This window comes from Bradyrhizobium sp. HKCCYLRH1034 (assembly GCF_051168375.1).
GTDB lineage: Bacteria > Pseudomonadota > Alphaproteobacteria > Rhizobiales > Xanthobacteraceae > Bradyrhizobium.
Map to the genome: position 1 here is coordinate 674294 of NZ_JBNPUW010000001.1, position 20398 is coordinate 694691.

Sequence of the window (20398 nt, forward strand, 5' to 3'; positions counted from 1 at the left end):
GAGGTTCCCTACTCCTTGGACTTGATCTTGTTGAGAATGCGATCGGCCTCGGTGCGCCAGTCCGGGCTGCGCGCGAATTCCTTGGTGCCGCGGGTGCCGAACAGGCCGCCATCGGCGAGATCGGCGACCCAGGCCTGGCGCTCGGCGGTGCCTTCCGCCGACCACGGCGTCAGCCCGATGTCGCGCACGGTCTCGGCAACCTCCCTCACCTCCTCGGCGCGGCGGCGGCCATGCTCGATCACGCGCTGAAAGAAATAGGCGCCCTGCTTCTCCCAGTCGATGCCGGGGAACGTCTCCTGCAGCGAAGCCAGCACCGCGTCCTCGACGCCATAGGCGCGCGCGGTGGTGAAGCTCTCGATCACCATCGCCTCGAGGCCCTTGATCATGATGCTGCGGCACATCTTGGTCGCCGAGGCGACGCCGAGCTTGTCGCTGGCGGGCTTGGCGGCGAAGCCAAGATCGTTGAGCAGCGGCGCCAACTCGCGCGCGCCGGCGCCGCCGAGCAGCAGCGGCACCTTGATGCGATACGGCGGCACCGAGGTCATGACCGCGCCCTCGACATAGCGGCCGCCGGCGCCGTCGATCAGCGCGGCGGCGCGCTGCTTGGCGCCGGGCGAGGCCGAGTTGAAGTCGAGGAACCACGCGCCAGGCTTGATGGCTGCAGCGCAGGCCTCGGCGACGGCCACGTCCTGGCTGGCGGTCACCGCGGAGACGATGAAGTCGGCCTCCGCCGCCAGCTCCGCATGCGATGCGGCCAGCGTCACGCCGATGCTGTCGGCGTGGTCACGCATCGCGTCGCCGCGCGAGTCGGCCAGCTTGACGTCATAGGCCGAGACGCGCACGCCGTCCTTGCGCAGATCCTCGGCGAGGATCTTGCCGACCTCGCCGTAGCCGATCAGCCCGACATGCCATCGGTTCGAAGGATTTGGGTTGGACGCCGCGGTCATGCTCAATCGATGTATTTGAGCCCGGCCTTCGCCAGCGGCTCGCGCATCTTGTACATGTCGAGGCCGAGCACGCCGGACGCGAGCTTCTCGCGCTTGTCGGCCTCGTTGGCCTCGCGCGCAGCAGCGGCGTCGGCTGCCTGGTGGGCGACCGCGGCCGGCACCACGACGATGCCGTCGACATCGGCGACGATCACGTCACCCGGATTGACGGCAGCTCCGGCGCAGACGATCGGGATGTTGACCGAGCCGAGCGTGGCCTTGACGGTGCCGCGAGCCGAGATGGCGCGCGAGAACACCGGGAACTGCATCTCAGTCAGATCAGCAACGTCGCGCACGCCGCCGTCGATCACGAGGCCCTGGGCGCCGCGGGCGCGGAAGCTGGTCGCCAGCAAATCGCCGAAGAAGCCGTCGGTGTTCTCCACCGTGCAGGCGGCGACGACGACGTCGCCGGGCTGGATCTGCTCGGCCGCAACATGCAGCATCCAGTTGTCGCCGGGCTGCAGCAGCACGGTGACGGCCGTGCCGCACATTTTCGCCGTCGGATAGATCGGGCGCATGTAGCACTGCATCAGGCCGACGCGGCCCATCGCCTCGTGGATGGTGGCGACGCCGAACTTGGACAGCTTCTCCACCGCCGCCTTGTCGGCGCGGGTGATCTTCGTCTTGACGATGCCGAGATTGTTCATGGGGGTGCTCATATCGCCTGCCCTTTAGATTACTTGCCCTTGGCCTTCAACGCGGCGTCGAGCCGCGGGAACACGCGCCGTGCATTGCCTTCATAGATCTGGTGGCGCTGCTCGGGGGTCAGCTTGGCGGCCTCGATATAGCGCTTGGTGTCGTCGTAGTAGAAGCCGGTCTCCGGGTCGATGCCACGGACGGCGCCGATCATTTCCGACGCGAACAGGATGTTGTCGATCGGGATCACGCCGGTGAGCAGGTCGATGCCCGGCTGGTGATAGACACAGGTATCGAAGAAGATGTTGTTGAGCAGGTGATCCTTCAACAGCGGCTTCTTCAGCTCCTGGGCGAGGCCGCGGAACCGGCCCCAGTGATACGGCACCGCGCCGCCGCCATGCGGGATCAGGAACTTCAACGTCGGGAAGTCCTTGAACAGGTCCGACGTGAGGCACTGCATGAACGCGGTGGTGTCGGCGTTGAGGTAGTGTGCGCCCGTGGTGTGGAAGCAGGCGTTGCAGCTGGTCGAGACGTGGATCATCGCGGGGATGTCGAGCTCGACCATCTTCTCGTAGATCGGATACCAGTGCCGGTCCGACAGCGGCGGCGAGGTCCAGTGGCCGCCCGAGGGATCCGGGTTGAGGTTGATGCCGACGAAGCCGTATTCCTTGATGCACTTCTCCAGTTCGGGAATGCAGGTCTTGGGGTCGACGCCCGGCGACTGCGGCAGCATCGCGACGCCGATGAAATTGTCCGGGAACAGCTTGCTGACGCGGTAGCACAGCTCGTTGCAGATCGCGGCCCAGGTCGAGGACACCTGGAAGTCACCGATGTGGTGAGCCATGAAGCTCGCGCGCGGCGAGAACACGGTGAGGTCGCTGCCGCGCTCCTTCATCTTCTTGAGCTGGTTGCTCTCGATGCTCTCGCGCAGCTCGTCGTCGCTGATCTTGAGCTCGGAGGCCTTCGGCATGACGGACGGATCCTTGATGCCCGCGATCTGCCGGTTGCGCCACTCTTCCAGCGCCTTCGGAGCCGTCGTGTAATGGCCGTGCACGTCGATGATCACGTCAGTCTCTCCCTCAAAGCTTCTGTGTCTTGCGGTGGCGCGCGCCGCTCAATGCGCCACCACGGCGGAGCCGACATCCTCGCCGCTGCCGCGGCCTCCCGGTCCCACGACCTGCTTTACCACAAGGGCGAGCGCCGCGATCAAGCCGGGAACCGCGATCACGGTGAAAATCTCGCTGAAGGTCAGGTGGCGCGCGGTCAGCTCGGCGACCAGGAATGAGCCGGCGATACCGCCGAAGCGGCCGATGCCCATCATCCAGGCCACGCCGGTGGCCCGGCCCTGGGTCGGATAGAAGGAGGCGGCCAGCGCCGGCAGCGACGACTGCGCCGTGTTCATGACGACGCCGGCGACGAACACGATCACCACCAGGAAGCCCATGTTGCCGACCGCCTGCCCGATCAGGAAGATCGTCACCGCGGTCAGGGCGTAGCCGACCGCGACGATGCGGTTGGCGTTGAAGCGGTCCATCAGCAGGCCAAAGAACACCGCGCCGACGCCGCCGAGCGGGAACAGCGCCGAGATCAGGGTCGCGGTCTGCGGATTGAGCCCGACATCCTTGAACAGGACCGGCATCCAGTTGATCAGCGAGTAGAAGATCACGAGCCCCATGAAATAGGTGACCCACAGCATCACCGAGCCGACGCGCAGCACCGGCGACAGCACCATGCCGATGCCAGTCGCGTTGACGCGCCGGGTGGTCTCGGCGTGCTCCGGCTCCAGCATCACGAACTGGCCGACATCGGAGGCTGCAGCCGATATCCGGCGCATCACCTTGCGGACGCGCTCGACGCTCGCGCCGCGCGACAGCAGGTAGTGCACCGACTCGGGCAGGATCGCGATCAGCAGCACGGTCAGCACCAGCGGCGTGACGCCGCCGAGCACCAGCACGCTGCGCCAGCCCCATTGCGGGATCATCCACGCCGCGAGGAAGCCGCCGCAGGCCGCGCCGAGCGGAAAGCCGCAGAACATCAGGTTGGTCATGGTCGCGCGCAGCCGGCCCGGACAGTACTCGCCGAGCAGGGTCACGGCATTCGGCATGGCGGCACCGAGGCCGATGCCGGTGACGCAGCGGAGCACGGTGAGCTCGGTCAGGTTGGTCGCGAACGCCGAGGCCAGACAGGCGATGCCGAAGATCAGCACGGAGCCGACCAGCACCAGCTTGCGGCCGAGACGATCGGCGATCGGCCCCGCGAACAGCGCCCCGCCGGCAAGACCGAACAGCGCCGCGCTCAGCACCGGTCCCAGCGCCGATTTCTCGATGCCCCACTCCTTCAGGAGCGACGGCGCGATGAAGCCGATCGCCGCGGTGTCGAAGCCGTCGAGCAGCACGATGACGAAGCCGAGCGCGAAGATCAGCCACTGGAAGCCGGAGAACTTGTGGTCGTCGAGAAAGGCCTGGACGTCGACGCGGGCGGTCGTTGGCATCGCTTCTGCTTCCTTGGGTGCTGTTCTGGCGCGTTGGCCGAGGTCCGCAGGGCGCGCGATCCCTGACGGGATCGGCCCTGCTGCTTCGGCGGCTTGACCGGGTATGTGACCGAGCGCGCCGGCCCGCGCCAGCGCCCGGGGGCTTCTATCAGCTATTCCGAAACGGCATAAGATATCAGAGGAGCCATGCTGATTTTAGAATGGGTCTGAACAACTCCGCTGTTGGCTTTCGCACGGCTCAGACACCGCGGTCTCCACCCTCCCCTGCAGGGGGAGGGTCGGCTCACGGGGAGCGAAGCGAGCCGTGAGGCGGGGTGGGGTGATCTCTCCTCTGGCACCGGCGCGCGGGGAGAGATCACCCCACCCCGCTCGCCCGCTTCGCGCGCGAGCGACCCTCCCCCTCCAGGGGAGGGTAGCACTGCCCGAGCCGAGATCACCCGCGATTCACCGCGGCAGCTTCCGGATCAGCGCGGTCGCCAGCTTGATGGTCTGCTGCGCCAGCGGCGTCGGGCGCTTGTGCGCCGAGGTGACGAAGCACAGCACGCTGGTCGGGGCGGGCTCGGTCAGTGGGCGGATGGCGAGCTCGCTGGCGCGGCCCGAGGCGGCGACGCCACTCGGGGTCAGCACGGCGTGGCCGTAGCCGGCGCAGACGAGATCGATGATCGAGGGCACGCTCGACACCTCCCAGGCGATGTCGAGCTTGATCCCGGCGAGCGCCGCCTGCGTCTCCAGCAGGCGCCGCATCGCGTGCACCCGCTCCGGCATGATCAGGCTGTAGCGCGACAGCTCGGCCATCGGCAGCGGCGCGGTGACGCGGCGCTTGCCCTTGGGCGCGTGGCTCACCAGCGCCAACGGCTCCTGCAGCACCGGCGTGATCTCGATGCCGGGCTGGGCTTCCGGATTGTAGACCATGCCGACGTCGATGCGTCCGGTGGTGACCCACTCCACCACATGCGTCGACAGCCCCTCGACGACGGCCAGTCGCGCCGCCGGATACTCCTTGCGGAAGCGATCGATCAGCGGCAGCGTCAATTGCCGCGCGATGCTCGGTGGCAGGCCGATGGTGACGCGGCCGACCGGCGCATCGCGGCTGGCGCCGAGATCTTCGCGCGCATGCGCCACCAGCTGCAGCACGCCGACGCTGTGGTCGAGCAGCCGCTTGCCGGCCTCGGTCAGCGCCACGCCCCGCCCGTTGCGCGCGAACAGCTGCTGCTTCAACTCCGATTCCAGCGCCCGCACCTGCCGCGACAGCGCCGGCTGCGCCACGTCGAGCACGGACGCGGCCTTGCTGAACGAGCCGAGCTCGGCGACCTGCACGAAATATTCGAGCTGCTTGAGGTTCATGGGTGAACGCCTCGACCATCAAGCGCCAGTCTGCCGCGCTGCCCGCCCCACCCCCGACTGTCGTCCCTGCGAACGCAGGGACCCATAACCACCGGCCCTGATTGTTGAGCACGAAAGGCAACTCGGAGTCTTTTCCGACAATCGGCCGTCCGCGGTATGGGTCCCTGCGTTCGCAGGGACGACAGCGGAGGACGCGGCGGCAGCACACCCGATTGTTGACAGCTTCGCCCCATCAGCCGCCTCATCTCAATTCAGCACGTTCACCGAGAAATTCAGCGCCGACGCGAACGCGACCCAACAGGCATAGGGCACGAACAGCAGCGCCGCGATCCGGTCCTCGCGCCATTGCATCACGATGAAGGTCACGATCAGCACGAACATGCTGGCGATGATCGCGAACGCGACCCACATCAGATGCGCGGTGAAGAACACCGGCGACCAGGCGAAGTTCAGCACCAGCTGTCCCCACCACACCTGCATCACCGCACCGCTTTCGACCCGCTCATAGGTGCGCCAGCCGGCGACCGCGATCATGATGTAGAGCACGGTCCAGGCGACCGGAAACAGCCAGCCCGGCGGGGTGAACCAGGGCTTGTTGAGCGAGCCGTACCAGGCGCCGGGCATGTTGGAGGCGCCGATGATCCAGCCGCCTCCGACCACGAGAACCAGCAGGACGAGGAGATGCAGGATGGATCGGTTCATATTCCGCTCGGCGTGATTTGCAGGAGGAGGTTCTCGGTCCGGTCCGCTGGCGACCGGCAGCCATGCGGCCGAGGCACCCACGCGCGCACTGGACAGGGCTGCCCGGGACGCGTAGCCAGGACATAACACAATGCGAGGAAAAGTCAGGGTTTTCGCCTGACCACCAACGTCCAGGGGCCGGAACGCCGATCACATCTGCGCCGGGTCCTGATACCAGGAAACGGAGTTTCGTCAGTGGCTGATTCCCCGGCCCCCTCTTCAGCCATCGCCTCGATCGCGGCCGTCGAGGCCGGCCTCGCCGCCCAGGGCTATATCGCCAGCCGCCAGATCGCCACCGCCGTCTACCTGTCGCAGGCGATCGACAAGCCGATCCTGGTCGAGGGCCCAGCCGGCGTCGGCAAGACCGAGCTTGCCAAGGCGATCGCCGCCTGGCGCGGCCTCAAGATGATCCGGCTGCAATGTTATGAGGGGCTCGACGAGGCCAAGGCGCTCTACGAGTGGAAATACGCCAAGCAGCTGCTCTACACCCAGATCCTGAAGGACAAGCTCGGCGAGGTGCTCGGCGGCGCTCAGACCTTGCATGCGGCGCTCGGCCAGCTGCACGATTTCGGCGACGTGTTCTTCTCCAAGGAGTTCGTCGAGCCGCGGCCGCTGCTGCAGGCGCTGCTCGAGCCCAATGGCTGCGTGCTGCTGATCGACGAGATCGACAAGTCCGACGCCGAGTTCGAGTCGCTGCTGCTGGAGATCCTGTCGGACTTCCAGGTCACGATCCCCGAGCTCGGCAGCATCGCCGCCGCCAAGCCGCCGACCGTGATCCTGACCTCCAACTCCGAGCGCAACCTCGGCGACGCCCTGAAGCGGCGCTGCCTGCATCTGCACATCGGCTTCCCCGAGCAGCGGCTGGAAGAGCGCATCGTCGAGAGCCGCGTGCCCGGCATCTCGCAGAATCTGCGCCGGCAGCTCGTGGCCTTCATCCACGACGTCAGAACGCTCGACCTGAAGAAGCAGCCGTCGGTCAGCGAGACCATCGACTGGGCGCGCGTGCTGGTGCTGCTGCAGGCGGCCGAGCTCGGCCATGACGTGGTGAAGGATACGCTCAACGTGCTCTTGAAATACGAGTCCGACATCGAGGTGGCGCTGCCGCAGGTGACGACCTTCGTCGCCAAGGCGCAGCGCCAGAACATCTTCGGGTGAGGCTCTCATGCAGGAGAACCTGCATCGGTTCTTTCGGGCGGCGCGCGGCGCCGGCGTGCACGTGTCGCCGGCCGAGAGCATCGACGCGATGCGCGCTGTGGCGAGCGTCGGTCTCGCCGATCGCACGGTGCTGCGCGACAGCCTGCTGCTGACGCTCGCCAAGAGCGAGGACGAGAAGAAGGCGCTCGGCGCCTGCTTCGACCTGTTCTTCGCCCATGTCGATCCAACGCAGGCCGAGGCGAATGACGAGACGCAGCAGGACGCGGCGTCGAATGAGGCCCAGTCGGCCCCGCCATCCGGAGAGCCGATCGGCGGTGAGGCGGACGCGGAGCTCGGCGCTCTTGCCCAGATGCTGCTGGCGCAGAACACGGCTGACATCTCGGCCGCGATCGCCAACGCGTCCAGCGCCGTCGGGCTGTCGGAGATCCGCTACTTCACCCAGCGCGGCCTGTTCTCCAGCCGCATGCTGGAGACGATGGGGATCCAGCGGCTGCGCGACGATCTCGATAGGCTCACCGAGACCAATCCGGCGTTGGCGGAGCGGCTGCAGGCCGGGCTCGACGGCCTGCGCGACACCGTGCGCGATGCGGTCGCGCAGGCGCTCGCGCTGTACGGCCGCGAGGAGACCGAGAACCTGCGCCACGAGATCCTGCGCAACGCGCAGCTGTCGCGGATCGAGCCGCGCCAGGTCGCGGAGATGCGGGCGCTGATCCGGCAGATCGCGCGCCGCCTGCGCGAGCGCTATGCGAAGCCGCGCAAGCGCCAGCGCCGCGGCCATCTCGACGTCCGCCGCACGCTCCGCCGCAACGCGGCCTGGGGCAGCGTGCCCTTCCTCACCGCGTGGAAGCGCCGGCACCGCGACCGCCCGAAGATCGTCGCGCTGTGCGACGTCTCGGGCTCCGTCGCCCGCGTCTCGGATTTCTTCCTGCTGCTGATCCACAGCCTGCACGACGTCGTCAGCGATGTTCGCTCGTTCGCGTTCTCCGGCCACCTGATCGAGGTCAGCGAGATCCTTGAGCAGAAGCCGGCCGAGGAGGCCATGGCCGAGATCATGCACAAGGTCGGCTTCGGCTCGTCCGACTACGGCTCCTCGCTGGTGGATTTCGAGAAGCAGTTCATGTCGTCGGTGACGCCACAGACCACCGTGATCATTCTGGGTGATGCCCGCAGCAACAAGCTCGACCCACGCGCCGACATCCTCAAAGCCATCTCCGAACGCGCCAAGCGCGTGGTCTGGCTCAATCCCGAGGGCCGTATGACCTGGGGCTGGGGCGATTCAGAGATGCCGCGCTACCAGACCTTCTGCAACGTCGTGCGCCCCTGCGCGACAGCTCAGCAATTGGAACGCGCTGTGAGCGACATCGTCTCGGCGTATCAGTAGCACTCCGCTCTCCCCACGCGTCATTGCGAGCGCAGCGACGTGTCCGCCGAAGCCCTCTCGGGCGAAGGCGGAAGCAATCCAGGGCCGAGTGCGCGACTCTGGATTGCTTCGTCGCTGCGCTCCTCGCAATGACGCCGTAAGTTCGTAGGGTGGACAAAGCCGTCGTGCGGAGTAAGCCGCACGATCGCGTGCCCACCGGCGGACCGTCCGCGAACAACGGCGGGCACGGCGCGATCAGACAGTGCCAAAAAACAATCGCGATCACGGCGCGCCTTTGCCCACCCTACGCACCGGGAGCGGAGCTACCGTCCCCCCGCGGCGCGCTTCAGCAACGCCGCGCGCTGCTGATCTGTAAAAGTCACACCCGACTTCTTCTCGACCACCCGCACGGCCCATGACCGCATCGGATCGTCATCCACCCGCGCCGGCTCGCGCAGGATGGCGACGCCGATCTCCAGCATCTTGGCGTCGGCCTGATGCTCGATGCCGCCGCCCCCGGCCGTCGCCAATGCCAGCGCGCCGGCCGCGGCGCCGATGCCGGCGGCCAGCGCCGTCGTCACGAAGAGTTTCCAGTCCAAGTCCGCCCCCTGCTCTCACCCGCCACTGCGCCGTCACGCTCGAACAGGTTGATGTCTGCGACATGGCGATCCCAAGTCGTTCATTCGGCGGCAGGATCATCAGACGACCACAATTGTTCCACTAACGAAGCGACATGCCTGCGAACCGTGATGTCCTGTGTGACTGCCCGTCGCGTTACCATGTCGCAGCGCGCTGGCCTTGTGCCGTCGGGCAAATCACGACGATGCTTGCGCCCAACCTGCCCAGGCGAAGAGGGGCGTACGCGTCGTCACGATACGTGGGGCAGGCCGCGGTGGACGCCGTTGCATCATGCGCTTGTTGCGCGGACGAGTGATGTCGTGGCGTACGGTGAAGTCGTGATGTCCTGATACCCCGACGCTGGTATCACGTTCGCGACGATGCTCAGTGCATCGCGCGGATCATGGTGGCCAACAAGCCCGGCGCACCAGGGAGACCACGTATAAGCCGTCAAACATCGCGCAGGGAAGGCCGGCATGTTCGGCCCACCTGTGGTTCCTGCCCCGTGCATTTTCTGTCGCACGGGGGCCGCGGGTGTGGTGGACACCCGGCCTTCCCTGCGCCCTCGATTTTCGCCGGGGGTGATCGACCAGCAAAGCTCGGGCCGACCAGCCGCGAGAACGCGATGTCACGTTCCAAGTTCGACCGATCAAAGACCAGCCCCTGCCGGCAGCACGCGCCCTCAGCGCGGCACCACCGCAGTCGCCTCGATCTCCACCCGCGCGGCCTTCTCGACCAGCCTGACGACCTGCACCAGGGCCATCGCGGGATAATGACTGCCAAAGATCTCGCGATAGATCTTCCCAAGCTCCCTCAAATTGCCGAGATACTCATCCATGTCGACGACGTACCAGGTCAGCCGCACCAGGTGCTCCGGACGCGCATTGCCTTCAGCCAGGATCGCGGCGATGTTTTCCAGCGCCTGCCGGACCTGCGTCACAAAGCCATCGGCGAGCGTCTCGCTCGCGTCCCAACCGATCACGCCGCCGGTGACGACGATGCGCCCCTCGGCACTGATGCCGTTGGCGTAGCCCTTTGGCATCGGCCAGCCGCTCGGCTGCAGAACGCGCATGCCCTCGGCCTCATCCTGCTTCACCACGGCCAGCGTGGGCGCCTTGGTCGTGCTCACGAACGTCTCTCCTTGTCTCTCCTACGAGGCCGCGCCGGGCGACGGCGTAGCGGCAGCCTGCGCGATCTGCCGCAGGGCGAACCGCTTCAGCTTGCCGGTCTCGGTCTTGGGCAGTTGCGTCACGAACTCGATCGCGCGCGGATATTTGTACGGCGCGATCTCGCGTTTGACATGCTCCTGCAGCTCGGCCACCAGCGCCGGCGTGCCTTCCACCCCCGGCGCCAGCACGACATACGCCTTCACGACCATTCCGCGCGCGTCGTCGGGAGCACCGACGACGCCGCATTCGGCGACCGCCGCATGCGTCAAAAGCGCCGCCTCGACGTCGGTGCCGGCGATGTTGTAGCCGGACGAGACGATCATGTCGTCAGAGCGCGACTGATACCAGAAGTAGCCGTCCTCATCCATCACATAGGTGTCGCCGGTGACATTCCAGCCGTTCTGGACGTATTTGCGCTGACGCTCGTCGGCGAGATAGCGGCAGCCGGTGGGACCCCGCACCGCGAGCCGCCCCATCGTGCCCGGCGGCACGTCGTGGCCCTCGTCGTCGACGATCTTGGCCTCGTAGCCCGGCACCGGCTTGCCGGTGGCGCCGGGACGGATCTCGTCCTCGACGGCACTGATGAAGATATGCAGCATCTCGGTCGAGCCGATGCCGTCCATCAGCTTCAGCCCGGTCGCCTTCAGCCAGGCGTCGAAGGTCGGCTTCGGCAGGGTCTCACCGGCGGAGACGCATTTGCGCAGCGAGGAGATGTCGCGCCCCTCGAGCTTGCTCAGCATCGCCCGATAGGCGGTCGGCGCCGTGAAGCAGATGGTGGCCTTGTAGCGCTCGATGGCCGCGAGCAGATCGTCCGGCGAGGTCTTTTCCAGCACGACGTAGGATGCCCCGATGTGCATCGGAAACAGCACGCCGCCGAAGCCGAAGGTGAAGGCGAGCGGTGCGGTGCCGATGAAGCGGTCGCTCTGGCTGGCGCGCAGCACGTTGCGGGCGTAGCCGTCGCACACCGCGAGCATGTCGCGGTGGAAATGCATCGTGCCCTTGGGATCGCCGGTCGTGCCGGAGGTGAAGGCGATCAGGCAGAGATCGTCGGAGGCGGTATCGACCGCGGTGAACTCCGGGCTGGCATCGGCGATCAGCGCCTCCAGCGCGTTGGGCTGGCCGTTGCCCCAATAGACCACCTGCTTCAGCGCCGGCGCGATCGGGCGGGTCTTTTCCATCTCGTCGGCCAGCTTGCCGTCGCACAAGGCCAGCGCGATCTGCGCCTTCTGGATCGGATAGGACAGCTCTTTGGCGCGCAGCAGCGGCATGGTGGCGACCACGATGCCGCCGGCCTTGATGACGGCCAGATAGGCGGCAACCATCATCGGATTGTTCGCGGAGCGGAGCAGCACGCGGCCGCCGGGCACGAGACCGAGCTTGCCGACCAGAACGTTGGCGATTCTGTTCACCAGCGCCTGCAGCTCACGATAGGTGTAGCTGATGTCAGCGCTGATGATGCATGGCGCATCGCCCCGCCCCTCCTTGACCCAGCGATCGACGAAATGCGTCACGCAGTTCAGCCGCGGCGGATACTGGAATTCGGGCCGGCTGAAGACGAAGTCTGGCCACAGCTCACGCGGCGGTAGATTGTCCTGGGCGAAGGTGTCGACGTGGGCGCTATGCGCATGCGCGCTGGCGCTCTCCGGCTGCTGAACCTTGGCGGCAGTGGCCATCACACGCTCCTGTCTGAAGGGAAGGACGCCCGGCACGTTTCAGTCCTAAACATTTTAGACTTAAAACATCTAGGCGCAAGAGCCGAAGATTGTGCACTGCCCGCAAATTGTTTGAGCGCCTGCCGCGCGTGGCAGCGTGGCCTGCGACGTCCTGTCAGGCCCGCTTCAATCCTGCCGGCGCTGCACGGCCTTCTGCGCCGATCCCTTGGTCTTGGCGAGCAGCCGCATCAACTCGCGCACGTCCTTCTCCGTGAGATCGCCGAAGATGTCCGCGATCCAGGTCTCGTGCTCGGCCGCCATCTTGCGGAATTCGGCGCGGCCGAGCTTGGTCAGCCGGATCACCTGGACGCGGCGGTCGGTGTCGGAGGTGCGGCGATCCAGATGGCCGGATTCGACGAGGCGCTCGACCAGTCCGGTGACGTTGCCGTTCGAGACCATCATGCGCTTGGAGACGTCGGACAGGGTCATGCCATCAGGCGCCTTGTCGAGCTGCGCCATCAGGTCGAAACGCGGCAGGGTCACGTCGAAACGCTCGCGCAGCCGGCTGCGGATCTCGCCTTCGATCAGGGTCGTACAGGTGAGCAGGCGCAGCCACAGCCGCAGCTCCTCGGCATGGTCCTCGGGCAGCTCGACGGCCTTGGTCTCGGAATCAAGCGTCATGACGGAATCACTTGGGCACGTTCAGCCTCGTCTGGCGAGGCTCGTGAGTTTGACCTTCAGGACCTCCTGGGAGCAAGGAAAAATGTACCGTCATTTTGCGCAGGACGATGAGGCGGCAATTCCTTTAACCTTCAAGCAATTGGCGCGGCGCTTGCATGCGTGCCGAAACTGCCCCTTCCGCAAGCAGCTCGCTTGCAGCTGAGGGCGTCATCAGACTAGGCTTGTGACCAAGCTGCGGTCTGGCCCATCGTTTGGTCAGGTGCAAAAAACATAAACCTGAATTTCCGCATCCCGGGGGAGTCGTCATGAAAATGAGTTCGAAGCTGGCCGGTCTCGGCGTCGGTCTTGGCATTGCCGCGAGCCTGCTCGCCCAGCCGGCGCTGGCCGACGACAAGATCAAGATCGGCGTCATCGTCACCCTCTCCGGCCCCGCCGCCGCGCTCGGCGGCCAGGTCCGCGACGGCTTCAACCTTGCCATCAAGGACCTCGGCGGCAAGATGGGCGGCAAGGACGTCGAGGTGGTCGTCGCCGACGACGAGCTGAAGCCGGACGCCGCGATCACCAAGGTCAAGGGCCTGCTCGAGCGTGACAAGGTCGACTTCGTCGTCGGTCCGATCTTCTCCAACATGCTGCAGGCGATCCACCGGCCGGTCACCGAGAACAAGACGTTCCTGATCAGCCCGAATGCCGGTCCGTCCAGCTACGCCGGCAAGGAGTGCAGCCCCTACTTCTACGTGACCTCGTACCAGAACGACCAGGTGCATGCCGTTCTCGGCAAGGTCGCGCAGGACCGCGGCTACAAGAAGATGTATCTGCTGGTTCCGAACTATCAGGCCGGGCGCGATTCCGTCGCCGGCTTCAAGCTCGACTACAAGGGCGAGATCGTCGAAGAGTCCTACGTTCCGCTCAACACGCTCGACTTCCAGCCCGAGCTGTCCAAGATCTCCTCGCAGAAGCCGGACGCCGTGTTCACCTTCATGCCGGGTGGCATGGGCGTGAACCTCGTCAAGCAGTTCAAGCAGGCCGGCCTTGCCGACACCATTCCGGTGCTCTCGGCCTTCACGGTCGACGAATCCACGCTCCCTGCGCAGCAGGATGCCGCGGTCGGAATGTTCGGCGGCGCCAACTGGGCGCCCAATTTCGACAATCCGCAGAGCAAGAAGTTCGTCGCCGGCTACGAGGCCGCCTACAACAGCGTGCCCGGCACCTACGCGATGCAGGCCTATGACGCTGCGCTGCTGATCGACAGCGCCGTGAAGGCGGTCGGCGGCAACCTCAGCAACAAGGATGCAGTGGCCGCGGCGCTGAAGAAGGCCGATTTTGCCTCGCTGCGCGGTAACTTCAAGTTCAACACCAACGGCTATCCGATCCAGGACTTCTATCTGACCAAGGTCGCCAAGCGGCCGGACGGCAAGTTCCAGACCGAGATCGTGCAGAAGGTGTTTGAAAACTACGCCGACCGCTACGCCAAGGATTGCGCGGCCAAGTAACAGCAGGGAGCGAAAACGACATGAACCATCCGGAAATCGCCGGCATCACCCGGGCCAATGAGGGCATCCAGGGCATCTCCTGGAACATTCTCGGCCAGGTCTATGTGCCGAAGAACCGCACCGAGCACAGCTTCTCCTGGCACGCGACGTTCCCGGTCGGCACCTTCGTGCCGCCGCACATCCATCCCGACCAGGACGAGTATCTCTACATCCTCGAAGGCCGGCTCGACTTCTTCCTGGATGGCGCCGAGGAATACGCCACCGCCGGCGACACGGTGCGGCTGCCGATGGGCAAGCCGCACGGCATCTTCAACAAGTCGCAGCAGACGGCAAAGACGCTGTTCTGGGTGTCGCCGACGCGGCGGCTCTACGAGCTGTTCTGGGCGATCCACAACATGCGCGAGCAGAACCCGGACGACGTGGTGAAGCTCGCCGCCGAGCACAACATCCACTTCCTGCCCCCGCCTCCGGGGGCGTGAGCCGGATCTGGCGCTTGTTTCGAACTGTTGCGCAGAACGCAGCGCGCTCCCTCTCCCCGTCCTCACGGGGAGAGAGCTGGGGTGAGGGGCAGCCCGTTCGGGCAGTCTCAGATAGTTGCTACGACGCCTGCCGCGTCACCATCCGCGCGGCAAAGCCGGCCCGGCTCGCATAACCGCGCACGATACCCTCTCGGGCCTCGTAGTTGAGGATGGTGTTGATGTCCGTGAAGCCTTGCGGCGCGAGCTGCTCGACGGCATCGATGACGCCCTCGGGGCCGCCGCGGCGGTTCGACGCGACGATCTCGGCGGTCATCGGCAGCCGCTTCTGCTCATAGGCCATCAGCGCCTGGCGCGGATGCTCGGAGCGGGCCAAGGCATCGGCGAGCGCGCGGGCATCGAGAATGGCCTGCGAGGCGCCATTGGAGCCGACCGGGTACATCGGATGCGCGGCATCGCCCAACAAGGTGACGCGGCCGCTCGACCAGTACGGCAGCGGATCGCGGTCGCAGCAGGGATATTCCCAGAACTCCGGCGTCGCCCGCACCATCGCGGCGAAGTCGACCTGGGGAATGGAGAAGCCGTTGACATGCGGCATCAGCTCGTCCGTCTTGCCGAGCCGCGACCAGTCCTCACGCCGCGGCGGCGCGGTGTTGGCATCGCCGATGCGCACCAGCACGGCCCAGTTGGTGAGGCGGGTCGCGGGGCTCGAGCCCTCGGCGATCGGATAGATCACCGCCTTGGCGTTCAGGCCGCCGGCGATGATCATCGACCGCCCGGTCAGGAACGCCGGCCAGTCGGTGGCGCCGCGCCACAGCATCAGGCCGTTCCAGCACGGCGCGCCCTCATTGGGGAACAGCGTCTGCCGGACCTTGGAATGAATGCCGTCGGCGCCGATCAGGACGTCCCCGCGGACGGTGTGAACATGAGCGCCGGTGCGGTCGAAGAAATAGGCGGTCACACCGCCCTCGTCCTGGGTGAACGAGCCGAGCCGGCAGCCGGTGTGGACCTTCTCAGGCCCGAGCCGCTGCATCACCGCCTGATGGATCACGCTCTGCAGACGGCCGCGGTGAATCGAGAATTGCGGCACGTCGTGGCCGGCGTCGAGCCCGCGGGTCTCGTGCCAGACCTCCTGGCCGCGCCGAGTCAAGTAGAACAGCTCATAGGTCCGGATGGCGACTTCGTCGAGCCGGTCGAGCAGCCCGAGCTGGGCGAGCTCCCGGATCGCGTGCGGCAGGGTGTTGATGCCGACACCGAGCTCGCGGATTGCATCCGCCTGCTCGAACAGCTCACAGTCGATGCCGCGCGCCCGCAGCATCAGGGCCGTGGTCAATCCGCCGATACCGCCGCCAACGATGATCGCCTTCATCGCCTCTACTCCACTCGTACTTCTCGTACCGGGCAGCAGCGTGGCACGGAGCCTTACTCCGCCGCAAGCGGCTTCGCAGCCTCTGCCGTCAGCTCGGCCCGCGTTTTCGGCTTAGCCTTAATCTTCAGCTCCTCGAAATCCTGCCGGTCGCGGACGCTGTTGCGGAAGATTTGCTCCTTGCCCGGCAGATATTGCGGCGGACAGAACATGTCGGCGCCGTACCAGGCCGCGGCCTTCATCGTGAAGGCGGGGTCGACCAGATGCGGACGGCCGAGCGCGACGAGATCGGCGCGGCCGGCGGCCAGGATGGTGTTGACCTGGTCGGCCGAGGTGATGTTACCGACGCACATGGTCGCGACATCAGCCTCATTGCGGACCTGATCGGAGAACGGCGTCTGGAACATGCGGCCGTAGATCGGCTTGGCCTCGCAAACGGTCTGGCCGGTCGAGACATCGACGAGATCGACGCCGGCCTCGCCGAACGCGCGGGCGATCAGCACTGCGTCGTCACCAGTGACGCCGCCGTCGGCCCAGTCGGTGGCGGAGATGCGCACCGACATCGGCTTGTGCGCCGGCCACGCCGCGCGCATGGCGGCGAAGACCTCCAACGGAAAGCGTAACCGGTTCTCCAGCGACCCGCCGTATTCGTCCGTCCGCTTGTTGGTCAGCGGCGAGATGAAGCTGGCGAGCAAATAGCCGTGGGCGCAGTGCAGTTCGAGCATGTCGAATCCGCAGCGGTTGCCACGCTCGGCCGCAGCGACGAAGTCGGCCTTGATTGCATCCATCGCCGCGCGGTCGAGCTCGCGCGGCACCCGGCTGTCCGGGAAATACGGCAATGGCGACGCCGACACCACGTCCCAGCCCCCTTGCTCCAACGGCTGGTCGATGCCGTCCCACATCAGCTTGGTCGCGCCTTTGCGGCCGGCGTGGCCGAGCTGCAGCGCGAACTTCGCTCTCGAGTTGGCGTGGACGAAATCGACGATGCGCGTCCAGGCCGCCTCCTGGGCGTCGTTCCACAAACCGGCACAGCCGGGCGTGATACGCGCATCGCGGCTCACGCAGGTCATCTCGGTGAACAGCAGGCCCGCGCCGCCGATCGCGCGCGAGCCGTAATGCACCAGATGAAAATCGCCAGGTACGCCTTCATCCGCGGAGTACATGCACATCGGCGACAGCACCGCGCGGTTCGTGACCGTCATCTCCCGCAGCTTGAACGGCTGAAACATCGGTGCGACCGGCTTCTCGACGTCGACGTCGAATCCGTTGGCGCGGACCTGCTGCGCGAAGGCCTTGTCAACCTCGGCCACGAAGTCCGGCGCGCGCAAAGTGAGATTGTCGTAGGTGATCGCTTTCGAGCGCGTCATCACGCCGAACGCGAACTGAACCGGATCGAAATCCCAGAAGCGGTCGACGTGCTCGAACCAGACCAGCGACACGTCGGCGGCGTGCTGGGTCTTCTCGACCTCCTCGCGCCGGCCATGCTCGTAAAGATCGAGCGCCGCCGGAATGTTGGGCGCGCGCTGCATGGCGTCAGCCAGCGCGATCGCGTCCTCCATCGCAAGCTTGGTGCCCGAGCCGATCGAGAAATGCGCAGTCGACTTGGCGTCACCGAGCAGCACCATGTTGTCCTTGACCCAGCGCTTGTTGCGGATCATCGGGAAATTGCGCCACATCGAGCGGTTGATCAGCAGCGGATGGTCGCCGAGGAACCAGCCGAAGATCTCCTTCATGCGGTCGGCGGATTGCCGCTCGTCGAGCCCGGTCAGGCCGGCCCGCTCGAAGGTCTCTGGATCGGTCTCGAAGATCCAGGTCGAGTGCCCCGCCTCGTATTGGTAGGCGTGCGCGATGAACGGACCCCACTCGGTCTCCTGGAAGATGAAGGTGAAGGCATCGAGCGGCTTGGTCGAGCCCATCCACGCGAACTTGTTGGCGCGCAGATCCACCTCCGGCTGGAAGTGATCGACGTACTTCTGACGGAAACGACTGTTGATGCCGTCAGACAGGATCAGGAGATCCGCATCAGCGAATTGCGACTCGTCCTCGAGGTCGACCTCGAACTGCAGGGTCACACCCAGCTCGCGCGCTCGCTCCTGCAGGATTCGCAGCAGCGTGCGGCGCGAGCAGCCGCAGAAACCATTGCCGCCGACCCGGTGGACCGTGCCGCGGAAATGCACGGCAATATCATCCCAGTAGGCGAACTCCTGGGTGATCCGCTGGTAGCTCGGCAGATCGTGCTTCTCGAAATTGTCGAGCGTGGCGTCGGAGAACACCACGCCGAAGCCGAACGTATCGTCGGCGCGGTTGCGCTCGTAGACCGCGATGTCGGCGCTGGGCCGCTGCTTCTTGAGCAATATCGCCGCATAGAGACCGGCAGGTCCGCCGCCGATGATCGCGATCTTCATGAGCGCCTCCACTGGAGAGCCGAGCCAATGAAAATTATTTTAGACCTAAAATATCTCCTGGCAAGTCCCTTCGGTTCCCGGAGCAGCTCAATTCCCCTGGAAGACCGGTTTGGACTTGGCGGCGAAGGCTTCGAAAGCGCGATTGAAATCCTCTGTTGTCATGCACAAGGCCTGGGCAACTGCCTCCGCCTCGATCGCCTCCTCCACCGACATCGCCCATTCCATGGCCAGCATGCGCTTGGTCATGGTGTTGGCGAAGGTTGGACCGTTCGCGATCTCGGTCGCCAGCGTCACCGCCTGGGTCAGCACTTCGGCCGGCGCAACGATACGGCTGAAGAAGCCCCAGCGCTCGCCTTCGTCCGCGCTCATGAAGCGGCCGGTGTAGAGCAGCTCGGAGGCGCGCGACTGGCCGATGATGCGCGGCAGGATCGCACAGGCGCCCATGTCGCAGCCGGCAAGGCCGACCTTGTTGAACAGGAAGGCGACCTTGGCACCGGTCGTGGCGAGCCGGATATCCGAGGCCATCGCGACGATCGCGCCCGCGCCGGCGCAGATGCCCTCCACGGCAGCCACGACCGGCTGAGGACAGGCGCGCATCGCCTTGACCAGATCGCCGGTCATGCGGGTGAACGCGGTCAGGCCCTTAGTGTCCATCTTCACCAGCGGACCGATGATCTCGAAAACGTCGCCGCCGGACGAGAAATTGCCGCCTGCACCGGCCACGACGATCGCCTTGACGTCATCGTCGATCGCGCAGGCCCGGAAGAAGTCGGTCAGCTCGCGATAACTCTCGAAGGTCAGCGGGTTCTTGCGCTCGGGCCGGTTCAACGTCACGGTCGCGACGCGATCCTTGACCGCAAGCAGGAAATGGCTGGGCTTGTAGTCCGCCAGCGGCACGGTGACGGGATTGGCCGGTCTCGACATGTAAGCTCCCTCTGTTCAACTGTCTTCGTTAGGCCAGGGCGCTGCGGCTCACACTTCGCCGCCGGCAACCGCGATCGCCTGCCCTGTGATCGCACCGGCACCGCTGCCGCACAGCCACAGCACGGTGTCGGCAACCTCCTGCGGCGTGATGAGACGCCCCTGCGGATTGTGCTTGGCAAGTTCGGCGATCGCTTGCTCCCGGCTGCGGCCGGTCTTTTTCATGATGTTGTCGACGCTTTCCGCGACAAGATCGGTATCGGTAAAGCCGGGACACACGGCATTGACCGTGACGCGCGTCGCGGCCAGCTCCAGCGCCAGCGATCGCGTGAGGCCGACGACCGCATGCTTGGCCGCGGTGTACGCGCTGACATAGGGATAGCCCTTGAGACCCGCGGTCGACGCCACGGCGACAATCCTGCCATAGGGCCTGCCCTTCATCGCCGGCAGCACCGCCTGCACGGCGTGTACGACGCCCATGAAGTTGATGTCCATCATGCGGTGGAACAGCGCGGTGTCGGACTTCAGGAACGGCGCCGATTCTGCGCTTCCCGCATTGGCAATCAGGATGTCGATCGGCCGACGCGCGGCGGCGCTTGCGACTGCGGCATTGAGCGCCGCCGGATCGGCAACATCGGCGATTGCGGCGTGATCTGCGCATCCGGCCGCGACCGCCTCGTCGAGCGTTGCGCCATTGCGACCGACGATCGTCACGGTTGCGCCCGCAAGCTTCAAGGCGCGCGCAATTTCGCGGCCGATGCCGCGCCCGCCCCCCGTCACCATCGCATGCGCGGCTTGCGGAAGTCCGGACATGCGTGCGCCTCCTCTGATTTCGTTGGCAGGTCTCGACGGGGAAGTTATTTTAAACTTCAAATTTTTGCAACAACACGCCGGAAGCGGCTTGACA

Annotated in this window: 18 protein-coding genes; 4 read left to right on the forward strand and 14 right to left on the reverse strand. The window is 65.9% G+C overall.

Translation table 11 applies throughout. From position 1 onward, the window contains the following. Positions 1–8 precede the first annotated feature (8 nt). The 6 genes from ACQR0W_RS03025 to ACQR0W_RS03050 all read right to left on the reverse strand — a co-directional run bounded on the left by ACQR0W_RS03025 (position 9) and on the right by ACQR0W_RS03050 (position 6117). Positions 9–947, reverse strand: a complete 939-nt coding sequence (locus ACQR0W_RS03025; RefSeq protein WP_315715630.1) for an NAD(P)-dependent oxidoreductase — start codon at positions 945–947, stop codon at positions 9–11. A gap of 2 nt (positions 948–949) precedes the next feature. Continuing rightward, positions 950–1633 (reverse strand): 4-carboxy-4-hydroxy-2-oxoadipate aldolase/oxaloacetate decarboxylase, encoded by a 684-nt coding sequence (gene ligK, locus ACQR0W_RS03030; protein WP_012042861.1) that lies wholly within the window; start codon positions 1631–1633, stop codon positions 950–952. 29 nt (positions 1634–1662) lie between these two features. Next, a complete protein-coding gene (locus ACQR0W_RS03035; RefSeq protein WP_008971778.1) occupies positions 1663–2688 on the reverse strand; it encodes an amidohydrolase family protein in 1026 nt (341 codons plus the stop codon). Positions 2689–2736: 48 nt separating this feature from the next. Further along, positions 2737–4113 carry an MFS transporter gene (locus tag ACQR0W_RS03040; RefSeq protein ID WP_434840552.1) on the reverse strand — a complete coding sequence of 459 codons (1377 nt, stop codon included), beginning with the start codon at positions 4111–4113 and terminating at the stop codon, positions 2737–2739. 444 nt (positions 4114–4557) lie between these two features. Further along, complete coding sequence (locus tag ACQR0W_RS03045; protein WP_316193344.1) at positions 4558–5457, reverse strand: LysR family transcriptional regulator; 900 nt, start codon at positions 5455–5457, stop codon at positions 4558–4560. 246 nt (positions 5458–5703) lie between these two features. Then, on the reverse strand, positions 5704–6117 hold the full coding sequence (locus tag ACQR0W_RS03050; protein WP_316194615.1) for a TspO/MBR family protein: 414 nt from the start codon (positions 6115–6117) through the stop codon (positions 5704–5706). Positions 6118–6393: 276 nt separating this feature from the next. Between ACQR0W_RS03050 and ACQR0W_RS03055 the strand changes: the two genes are divergently transcribed. Next, a complete protein-coding gene (locus ACQR0W_RS03055; protein ID WP_315715624.1) occupies positions 6394–7353 on the forward strand; it encodes an AAA family ATPase in 960 nt (319 codons plus the stop codon). A gap of 7 nt (positions 7354–7360) precedes the next feature. After that, on the forward strand, positions 7361–8734 hold the full coding sequence (locus ACQR0W_RS03060) for a vWA domain-containing protein (RefSeq protein ID WP_316226633.1): 1374 nt from the start codon (positions 7361–7363) through the stop codon (positions 8732–8734). Positions 8735–9036: 302 nt separating this feature from the next. On the opposite strand, the gene ACQR0W_RS03065 is transcribed toward ACQR0W_RS03060, so the two are convergent. The 4 genes from ACQR0W_RS03065 to ACQR0W_RS03080 all read right to left on the reverse strand — a co-directional run bounded on the left by ACQR0W_RS03065 (position 9037) and on the right by ACQR0W_RS03080 (position 12833). Further along, positions 9037–9312, reverse strand: a complete 276-nt coding sequence (locus tag ACQR0W_RS03065) for a hypothetical protein (RefSeq protein ID WP_315715622.1) — start codon at positions 9310–9312, stop codon at positions 9037–9039. A gap of 701 nt (positions 9313–10013) precedes the next feature. Further along, positions 10014–10460, reverse strand: coding sequence for a RidA family protein (locus ACQR0W_RS03070; RefSeq protein ID WP_315715621.1), 447 nt, complete (start codon positions 10458–10460; stop codon positions 10014–10016). A gap of 21 nt (positions 10461–10481) precedes the next feature. Then, positions 10482–12173, reverse strand: a complete 1692-nt coding sequence (locus ACQR0W_RS03075; protein ID WP_315826466.1) for a benzoate-CoA ligase family protein — start codon at positions 12171–12173, stop codon at positions 10482–10484. A 165-nt stretch (positions 12174–12338) separates the two neighbouring features. Beyond that, the gene (locus ACQR0W_RS03080) at positions 12339–12833 is read right to left on the reverse strand and encodes a MarR family winged helix-turn-helix transcriptional regulator (RefSeq protein ID WP_315751998.1); all 495 of its coding nucleotides are present in this window, start codon (positions 12831–12833) and stop codon (positions 12339–12341) included. A 305-nt stretch (positions 12834–13138) separates the two neighbouring features. Between ACQR0W_RS03080 and ACQR0W_RS03085 the strand changes: the two genes are divergently transcribed. Continuing rightward, on the forward strand, positions 13139–14323 hold the full coding sequence (locus tag ACQR0W_RS03085; protein ID WP_315715618.1) for an ABC transporter substrate-binding protein: 1185 nt from the start codon (positions 13139–13141) through the stop codon (positions 14321–14323). A gap of 20 nt (positions 14324–14343) precedes the next feature. Further along, positions 14344–14802, forward strand: a complete 459-nt coding sequence (locus ACQR0W_RS03090) for a cupin domain-containing protein (RefSeq protein ID WP_315751999.1) — start codon at positions 14344–14346, stop codon at positions 14800–14802. Positions 14803–14920: 118 nt separating this feature from the next. Here the strand turns inward: ACQR0W_RS03090 and ACQR0W_RS03095 are convergent, their stop codons facing one another. From ACQR0W_RS03095 to ACQR0W_RS03110, 4 genes are all read right to left on the reverse strand, one after another. Further along, positions 14921–16168 (reverse strand): flavin-dependent oxidoreductase, encoded by a 1248-nt coding sequence (locus ACQR0W_RS03095; RefSeq protein WP_315715616.1) that lies wholly within the window; start codon positions 16166–16168, stop codon positions 14921–14923. A gap of 53 nt (positions 16169–16221) precedes the next feature. Continuing rightward, positions 16222–18570 carry a bifunctional salicylyl-CoA 5-hydroxylase/oxidoreductase gene (locus tag ACQR0W_RS03100; RefSeq protein ID WP_316170658.1) on the reverse strand — a complete coding sequence of 783 codons (2349 nt, stop codon included), beginning with the start codon at positions 18568–18570 and terminating at the stop codon, positions 16222–16224. 87 nt (positions 18571–18657) lie between these two features. After that, entirely contained in the window at positions 18658–19494 is an 837-nt protein-coding gene (locus ACQR0W_RS03105; RefSeq protein ID WP_316170659.1) for an enoyl-CoA hydratase family protein, read from the reverse strand. A 48-nt stretch (positions 19495–19542) separates the two neighbouring features. Further along, on the reverse strand, positions 19543–20304 hold the full coding sequence (locus ACQR0W_RS03110) for an SDR family NAD(P)-dependent oxidoreductase (protein ID WP_316170660.1): 762 nt from the start codon (positions 20302–20304) through the stop codon (positions 19543–19545). Positions 20305–20398: the final 94 nt, after the last annotated feature.